6 protein-coding genes are annotated in these 7364 nt (G+C 60.6%); 4 read left to right on the top strand and 2 right to left on the bottom strand.

Annotated features, from left to right (window positions below; genetic code table 11):
* Window positions 1-551 precede the first annotated feature (551 nt).
* Both CAG46_RS25970 and CAG46_RS25965 read right to left on the bottom strand, forming a co-directional pair.
* Window positions 552-1772 (bottom strand): CaiB/BaiF CoA-transferase family protein, encoded by a 1221-nt coding sequence (locus CAG46_RS25970; protein WP_085619033.1) that lies wholly within the window; start codon window positions 1770-1772, stop codon window positions 552-554.
* 14 nt (window positions 1773-1786) lie between these two features.
* Window positions 1787-2968, bottom strand: coding sequence for an acyl-CoA dehydrogenase (locus CAG46_RS25965; protein ID WP_085619031.1), 1182 nt, complete (start codon window positions 2966-2968; stop codon window positions 1787-1789).
* Between the two features lie 161 nt (window positions 2969-3129).
* Between CAG46_RS25965 and CAG46_RS25960 the strand changes: the two genes are divergently transcribed.
* The 4 genes from CAG46_RS25960 to CAG46_RS25945 all read left to right on the top strand — a co-directional run bounded on the left by CAG46_RS25960 (window position 3130) and on the right by CAG46_RS25945 (window position 7352).
* Window positions 3130-4029 (top strand): LysR family transcriptional regulator, encoded by a 900-nt coding sequence (locus CAG46_RS25960; RefSeq protein WP_085619029.1) that lies wholly within the window; start codon window positions 3130-3132, stop codon window positions 4027-4029.
* Between the two features lie 436 nt (window positions 4030-4465).
* On the top strand, window positions 4466-5587 hold the full coding sequence (locus CAG46_RS25955) for a Re/Si-specific NAD(P)(+) transhydrogenase subunit alpha (RefSeq protein ID WP_015268506.1): 1122 nt from the start codon (window positions 4466-4468) through the stop codon (window positions 5585-5587).
* Between the two features lie 11 nt (window positions 5588-5598).
* Window positions 5599-5913 carry an NAD(P) transhydrogenase subunit alpha gene (locus CAG46_RS25950; RefSeq protein ID WP_003256966.1) on the top strand — a complete coding sequence of 105 codons (315 nt, stop codon included), beginning with the start codon at window positions 5599-5601 and terminating at the stop codon, window positions 5911-5913.
* A 2-nt stretch (window positions 5914-5915) separates the two neighbouring features.
* Window positions 5916-7352 (top strand): NAD(P)(+) transhydrogenase (Re/Si-specific) subunit beta, encoded by a 1437-nt coding sequence (locus tag CAG46_RS25945; protein ID WP_015268505.1) that lies wholly within the window; start codon window positions 5916-5918, stop codon window positions 7350-7352.
* Window positions 7353-7364: the final 12 nt, after the last annotated feature.

The following is a 7364-nucleotide window of genomic DNA, read 5'->3' as shown; positions in this document are numbered from 1 at the left end:
TAAGAAACCCTAAACTTGGCTCAGCAATCTCAAATGACTATGTGATTTCTCGCATGGCCACTTGTGATGCTGATAATCTTTGTGACTATCAGTCCGTACTCACAAGCACCCACACGAATTGCTTGATTCGATTTGTTAAAGAGCGTTTGGTTAAGAGCTTTTCGTCTCAACCGAGGCGCGCATTCTACGCTTTCCTCATTTGCTGTCAAGCGTTTATTTTGAAGTTCTTTGCGAGAAACTCGTTTAGCTTCAAACACTTGACTCGCTGCGATCTCTCGTAGCGGGAGGCGAATCATACAGCGTTTAGAAGCGCTGTCAACCATCATCTCAACCACTGCCGATCATTCGACCGAAGCACTCCTGATACTACCTGAATTGCTTAACTAATTGATTTACAAGAAGTTTTGCGCTTCGACTACGTCAGAAGTGGGGCGCATTATAAGGGGATTCGAAACCGCGTCAACCCTTAATTTCAAGAAACTTTGATATCGCTGAAAAGCAAAGCGGGGAGGCCTGACGGCCTCCCCGCTTTTCACCAAGACCAAACGCCCTTAAAGCACACCGGCACTGCGCAGCCGCTGCACTTCACCGGCATCCAGCCCCAATACATCCTCCAGCACCACCTCGGTATGCTCACCCAGCAACGGCGGCGCCCGACGGTACTCAACCGGCGTCTCCGACAACCGTATCGGGCTCGCCACCTGCGGCACACTCCCCGCCAACGGATGCGGAATGCTTACCGCCAATCCGCGCGCCAGCACCTGCGGGTCCTGGAACATCTGCGCCAGGTCATTGATAGGCCCGCACGGCACCCCTGCAGCCTCCAGTTGGCTCACCCACTCCGCCGTGGTCTTGAACACCGTGGCCTGGCGAATCAGAGGAATCAGCTCGGCCCGGTTGGCAACCCGCAGCTTGTTGGTAACGAAACGCGGGTCGTCCGCCCACTGCGGCTGCCCGGCCACCTCGGCGAACTTGCGGAACTGGCTATCGTTGCCCACGGTAAGGATGAAGTCGCCATCCGCCGTCGGAAAATCCTGATAAGGCACGATATTGGGGTGCGCATTACCCAGGCGACGAGGCGGGTTGCCCGTGGTCAGGTAGTTCATCGCCTGGTTCGCCAGGCAGGCCACCTGCACATCGAGCAACGCCATGTCGACATGCTGGCCCACCCCGGTCTGCTCGCGATGAGCGAGGGCAGCGAGGATTGCCACCGTGGAATACAACCCGGTAAGGATGTCGGTCAGCGCCACCCCTACCTTGACCGGCCCCGCACCTTCTTCACCTTCCGGGCGGCCGGTCAGGCTCATCAGCCCGCCCAACCCCTGGATCATGAAGTCATAACCCGCGCGCCTGGCATAAGGCCCGGTCTGGCCGAACCCGGTGATGGAACAATAGATTAGCCGCGGGTTGATCGCCTTCAGGCTCTGGTAGTCCAGGCCATAGGCAGCCAACCCACCTACCTTGAAGTTTTCGATGACGATATCGGACTTCGCAGCCAACTCACGTACCAGGCGCTGCCCCTCGGCCTGGGTGAAGTCGATGGTAACCGAGCGCTTGTTGCGGTTGGCCGACAGGTAATAGGCCGCCTCACTGGTGTTCTCACCCTCGGCATCCTTGAGGAAGGGCGGTCCCCACGAGCGGGTATCGTCACCACTGCCAGGGCGCTCGACCTTGATCACATCGGCACCAAGGTCAGCGAGAATCTGGCCAGACCATGGGCCGGCCAACACGCGAGAAAGGTCCAGCACCCGCAGATGTGATAGCGCGCCCATGGGCTGGCTCCTTATCAATAGAAGGCCTGGATGCCGGTCTGCGCACGCCCCAGGATCAGTGCATGCACATCGTGAGTACCTTCATAGGTATTGACCACCTCCAGATTGACCAGGTGACGAGCCACGCCGAACTCATCGGAAATGCCATTGCCACCCAGCATGTCACGCGCCATGCGGGCAATATCCAGCGCCTTGCCACAGGAGTTGCGCTTCATGATCGACGTGATCTCCACTGCAGCCGTGCCTTCGTCCTTCATCCGCCCCAGACGCAGGCAGCCCTGCAGCGCCAGGGTGATTTCGGTCTGCATGTCGGCCAGCTTCTTCTGGATCAGCTGGTTGGCAGCCAACGGGCGACCGAATTGCTGACGGTCCAGGGTGTACTGACGCGCGGTGTGCCAGCAGGCTTCCGCAGCGCCCAGCGCACCCCACGAGATGCCATAGCGGGCGGAGTTCAGGCAGGTGAACGGACCTTTGAGGCCGCGCACCTCCGGGAAGATGTTTTCCTCCGGCACGAAAACGTTGTCCATGACGATTTCGCCGGTGATCGAGGCGCGCAGGCCAACCTTGCCGTGAATCGCCGGCGCACTGAGACCTTGCCAACCCTTTTCCAGAACAAAGCCGCGGATATCACCCGCATCGTCCTTGGCCCAGACCACGAATACATCGGCGATCGGGCTGTTGGTGATCCACATCTTGCTGCCGGTCAGGCGGTAGCCGCCGTCGACCTTCCGGGCACGGGTGATCATCGAACCCGGGTCGGAACCATGGTTGGGCTCGGTCAGGCCGAAGCAACCGATCCACTCGCCGCTGGCCAGCTTGGGCAGGTACTTCTGCTTTTGTGCCTCGGTACCGAACTCGTTGATTGGCACCATCACCAGCGACGACTGCACGCTCATCATCGAGCGGTAACCCGAGTCGATGCGCTCTACCTCGCGAGCAATCAGGCCGTAGCACACGTAGTTCAGGCCACTGCCACCGTATTGCTCGGGAATGGTGGCGCCCAGCAACCCGACCTCACCCATTTCACGGAAGATTGCCGGGTCGGTCTGTTCATGACGGAAGGCCTCGAGCACACGCGGGGCCAGCTTGTCCTGGGCGAACTGATAAGCGCTGTCACGCACCATGCGCTCTTCTTCAGTGAGCTGCTGATCAAGCAGCAGCGGGTCGATCCAGTTGAAGCTTGCTTTACCGGCCATGAGCGAAATCCTCGAAATAGTGGGCAGTTTCTTGTGCCTTTGAGCCTAGGCCTGATCGGCCGCCGGGACAAACGAGGATTGCGCACCAATTAGTGATAATTTGTCACTTCGTAAATCGGCAAAACACCATATTTACAGCCTTACGAGTGAGGTTGACGTACATGCGCCGCAAGATCCCCAGTACCGCCGCCCTGGTCTGCTTCGAGGCGGCGGCGCGCAACGAGAGCTTTACCAAGGCCGCCCAGGAACTCGCCCTGACCCAGGGTGCCGTCTGTCGGCAGATAGGCGGCCTGGAAGCCTTCCTCAATGTGGAACTGTTCCGCCGCTCGCGCCGCGGCGTGAAGCTGACCGAAGCCGGCCTTTCCTACAGCCGCCAGGTGGCCGCCCAACTGGACGCGGTTGAGCGCGACACCTTGTCTGTAATGCGCCAGCAGGGCGCCAACGTGATCGAGCTGGCGGTGGTGCCCACCTTCGGCACCCAATGGCTGCTACCGCGGCTCAAGGACTTCCAGCAGCGCCACCCTGAGGTAACGGTCAACCTCACCAACCGCACCCGGCCATTCCTGTTTGCCGACACCACCTTCGATGCCGCTATCTACTTCGGCGATGCTGACTGGTCCGGCACCCAGTCGCACCGGCTGATGGGGGAAAACCCGGTACCGGTGTGCAGCCCGGCGCTGCTGGACGGGCAGGGCACACTCGACGCGCAGCGTATTGCCCAACTGCCACTGCTGCAGCAGAGCACGCGCCCCTATGCCTGGCGGCAATGGTTCGGCAGCGTCGGCATGAATGTGGAACGCGACATGACAGGCCCGCGCTATGAACTATTCTCGATGCTCGCCCAGGCGGCCATGCATGAGATGGGCATCGCGCTGATTCCGCCGTTCCTGATCCAGCGGGAGTTGGAGGAGGGTAGATTGGTGGTCGCTAACAGGCATGCCCTGAGTAGTGACAAGGCCTACTATCTGATGATTCCGGAGCGCAAGGTGGAGTCGGCTTCGCTGCGCGCCTTCCGCGACTGGCTGGTGAGCCAGGCTCAGGCGTATACGGCGAAGACGTAGGCAAGCGCGACAAATTGACTCCGTAGTCAATTATTTTGAACACCTACAGATATATGTATTTGTCGCATCTACATAAACTGTTATGCAGGGTGCAATAATCCGCTTTAACCCTGCTTACGGCGCGGCTTTGCGGGTTATTTTGCGACATTCACCAAGCCGTAAGCGAATTGACCGCAAAATTTTTGTTTTTTTCTCCTAATCTGCCAATAGCCTATGTTTGACAGGCTGCAGCCTGACCGTTGCGACATACGGTCACAGGGTGACTTGTAGTTTTGACTTCGTTTCGCTCCAGAACCGGTTGAAGGCCTCTGGCTTCGTCTGCAAAATGCTTCGCCCGCCCGGGATTCGGCGGGTCGGCGCTCCACAGCCGCCCCAGCGCACCATCCGAAGTACGCTGGCTTTTAAAAGACAAAAGGTCACCGCAGGAGAAATAGTCGTGCACATTGGTGTTCCTCTCGAGACGCAGACCGGTGAGACAAGGGTCGCTGCGACCCCGGAAACCATCAAGAAACTGATTGGCCAGGGCCATCAGGTCACCGTCCAACGGGGGGCAGGGCTCAATGCCAGCATTCCGGACAGTGCCTATGAGGCCGTGGGTGCTTCCCTGGGGAGTGCAGCCGATGCCTACGGCGCCCAATTGGTGCTCAAAGTGGTCGCCCCCAACGACCAGGAACTGGCCCTGATCAACAGTGGCAGCCTCCTGGTGGGCATGCTCAACCCCTTCAACAGCGAGCTGATCGGCAAGATGGCCGAGCGCGGCATTACCGCGTTCGCCCTGGAAGCCGCGCCGCGCACCTCGCGGGCGCAGAGCCTGGACGTGCTGTCGTCGCAGGCCAACATCGCCGGTTACAAGGCGGTGTTGCTGGCTGCCCATCACTACCCACGCTTCATGCCCATGCTCATGACCGCCGCCGGTACCGTCAAGGCCGCACGCGTGCTGATCCTGGGCGCGGGCGTTGCCGGCCTGCAAGCCATTGCCACGGCCAAGCGCCTGGGCGCAGTGATCGAGGCGTCCGACGTACGCCCGGCCGTGAAGGAACAGATCGAGTCGCTGGGCGCCAAGTTCATCGACGTACCCTACGAAACCGATGAAGAGCGCGAGTGCGCCGAAGGTGTCGGCGGTTACGCCCGGCCGATGCCGGCCAGCTGGATGCAACGCCAGGCCCAGGCCGTGCATGAGCGCGCCAAGCAGGCGGATATCGTCATTACCACTGCGCTTATCCCGGGGCGCAAGGCGCCGACCCTGCTCAGCGCCGAAACCGTCGCGCAGATGAAGCCTGGCTCGGTGGTCATCGACCTCGCAGCAGCCCAAGGTGGCAACTGCCCACTGACTGTCGCCGACCAGGTGGTACAGGAGAACGGCGTGATCATCGTCGGCCCGACCAACCTGCCGGCCCAGGTGGGCGCCGATGCCTCGGCACTGTATGCACGCAACCTGCTGGACTTCATGAAGCTGCTGTTCGACAAGGACGGCGCGCTGGTCATCAACCTCGAAGACGACATCGTCGCGGCCTGCCTGATGTGCCGTGATGGTCAGGTCGTCCGCAAGAACGGCTAAGGAGCACGACAATGGAAGACATGCTGATTTCCCATGGCATCTACAACCTGATCATCTTCGTGCTGGCCATCTATGTGGGCTACCACGTGGTGTGGAACGTCACCCCGGCACTTCACACGCCGCTGATGGCCGTGACCAATGCCATCTCCGCGATCGTCATCGTCGGCGCCATGTTGGCCGCCGCCCTGACGGTGACCCCGGCCGGCAAGCTGATGGGCACCCTGGCGGTGGCCCTGGCCGCGGTCAACGTGTTCGGTGGCTTCCTGGTCACCCGTCGCATGCTTGAGATGTTCAAGAAGAAAACCAAGAACGAGGCGCAGAAGTAAGCATGAGCATGAATCTGGTAACGCTCCTCTACCTCGTCGCCTCGGTGTGCTTCATCCAGGCGCTCAAGGGCCTGTCGCACCCGACTACCTCGCGGCGCGGCAACCTGTTCGGCATGATCGGCATGGGTATCGCCATCGTCACTACGGTCGGCCTCATTTATAAGCTCGGGGCCGAGCTTGCCACCGCTGGCATCGGCTACGTCCTCGTTGGCTTGCTGGTCGGCGGCACCGCCGGTTCGATCATGGCCAAGCGCGTCGAGATGACCAAGATGCCGGAACTGGTCGCCTTCATGCACAGCATGATCGGCCTGGCAGCGGTGTTCATCGCCATCGCCGCGGTGCTGGAACCGCAATCGATGGGCATCGTTGCCGCCATGAGCGACCCGATCCCCACCGGCAACCGCCTGGAGCTGTTCCTCGGCGCAGCCATCGGTGCCATTACCTTCTCCGGCTCGGTGATCGCCTTCGGCAAGCTGTCGGGCAAGTACAAGTTCCGCCTGTTCCAGGGCGCACCGGTACAGTTCGCCGGCCAGCACAAGCTGAACCTGATCCTGGGCCTGACCACCATTGCCTTGGGCCTGCTGTTCACCTTCACTGGCCACTACAGTGCCTTCACCCTGATGCTGGTCTTGGCCTTCATCATGGGCGTGCTGATCATTATTCCGATCGGGGGCGCCGACATGCCGGTGGTGGTGTCGATGCTCAACAGCTATTCGGGCTGGGCAGCGGCCGGTATCGGCTTCTCGCTGAACAACTCGATGCTGATCATTGCAGGGTCCCTGGTCGGCTCGTCCGGTGCCATCCTCTCGTACATCATGTGCAAGGCGATGAACCGTTCGTTCTTCAACGTCATCCTCGGTGGCTTCGGTGGTGATACCGATGCCGGTGCGGCGCAAGGCTCCAAAGAGCAGCGCCCGGTGAAGTCCGGCTCTGCCGACGATGCTACCTTCCTGCTCAGCAACGCCGACAGCGTGATCATCGTCCCGGGTTACGGCCTGGCTGTGGCTCGCGCCCAGCACGCGCTGAAGGAGCTGACCGAAAAGCTGAGCCACAACGGCGTGACCGTGAAGTATGCGATCCACCCGGTGGCAGGCCGTATGCCCGGGCACATGAACGTGCTGTTGGCCGAGGCCGAAGTACCGTACGACCAGGTATTCGAGATGGAAGACATCAACGCCGAGTTCGGCCAGGCCGATGTGGTGCTGGTGCTGGGCGCCAACGACGTGGTCAACCCGGCGGCGAAGAACGATCCCAAGTCGCCGATCGCCGGCATGCCGATCCTCGAAGCGTTCAAGGCCAAGACCATCATCGTCAACAAGCGCTCCATGGCCAGCGGCTATGCCGGCCTGGACAACGAACTGTTCTACCTCGACAAGACCATGATGGTGTTCGGCGACGCCAAGAAGGTCATCGAAGACATGGTCAAGGCGGTGGAGTGACTACGGTCGCTG

It is taken from the genome of Pseudomonas sp. B23(2017), assembly GCF_002113725.1.
Classification (GTDB): Bacteria; Pseudomonadota; Gammaproteobacteria; order Pseudomonadales; family Pseudomonadaceae; genus Aquipseudomonas; species Aquipseudomonas putida_Z.
Note: the sequence above shows the minus strand (reverse complement) of the source record. Positions and strands in the feature narration are given on the sequence as shown.

Coding starts and splice junctions, on each gene's coding strand:
- CAG46_RS25970 (WP_085619033.1), bottom strand. CDS start 1,772: ATGGGCGCGCTATCACATCTGCGGGTGCTGGACCTTTCTCGCGTGTTG.
- CAG46_RS25965 (WP_085619031.1), bottom strand. CDS start 2,968: ATGGCCGGTAAAGCAAGCTTCAACTGGATCGACCCGCTGCTGCTTGAT.
- CAG46_RS25945 (WP_015268505.1), top strand. CDS start 5,916: ATGAGCATGAATCTGGTAACGCTCCTCTACCTCGTCGCCTCGGTGTGC.
- CAG46_RS25950 (WP_003256966.1), top strand. CDS start 5,599: ATGGAAGACATGCTGATTTCCCATGGCATCTACAACCTGATCATCTTC.
- CAG46_RS25960 (WP_085619029.1), top strand. CDS start 3,130: ATGCGCCGCAAGATCCCCAGTACCGCCGCCCTGGTCTGCTTCGAGGCG.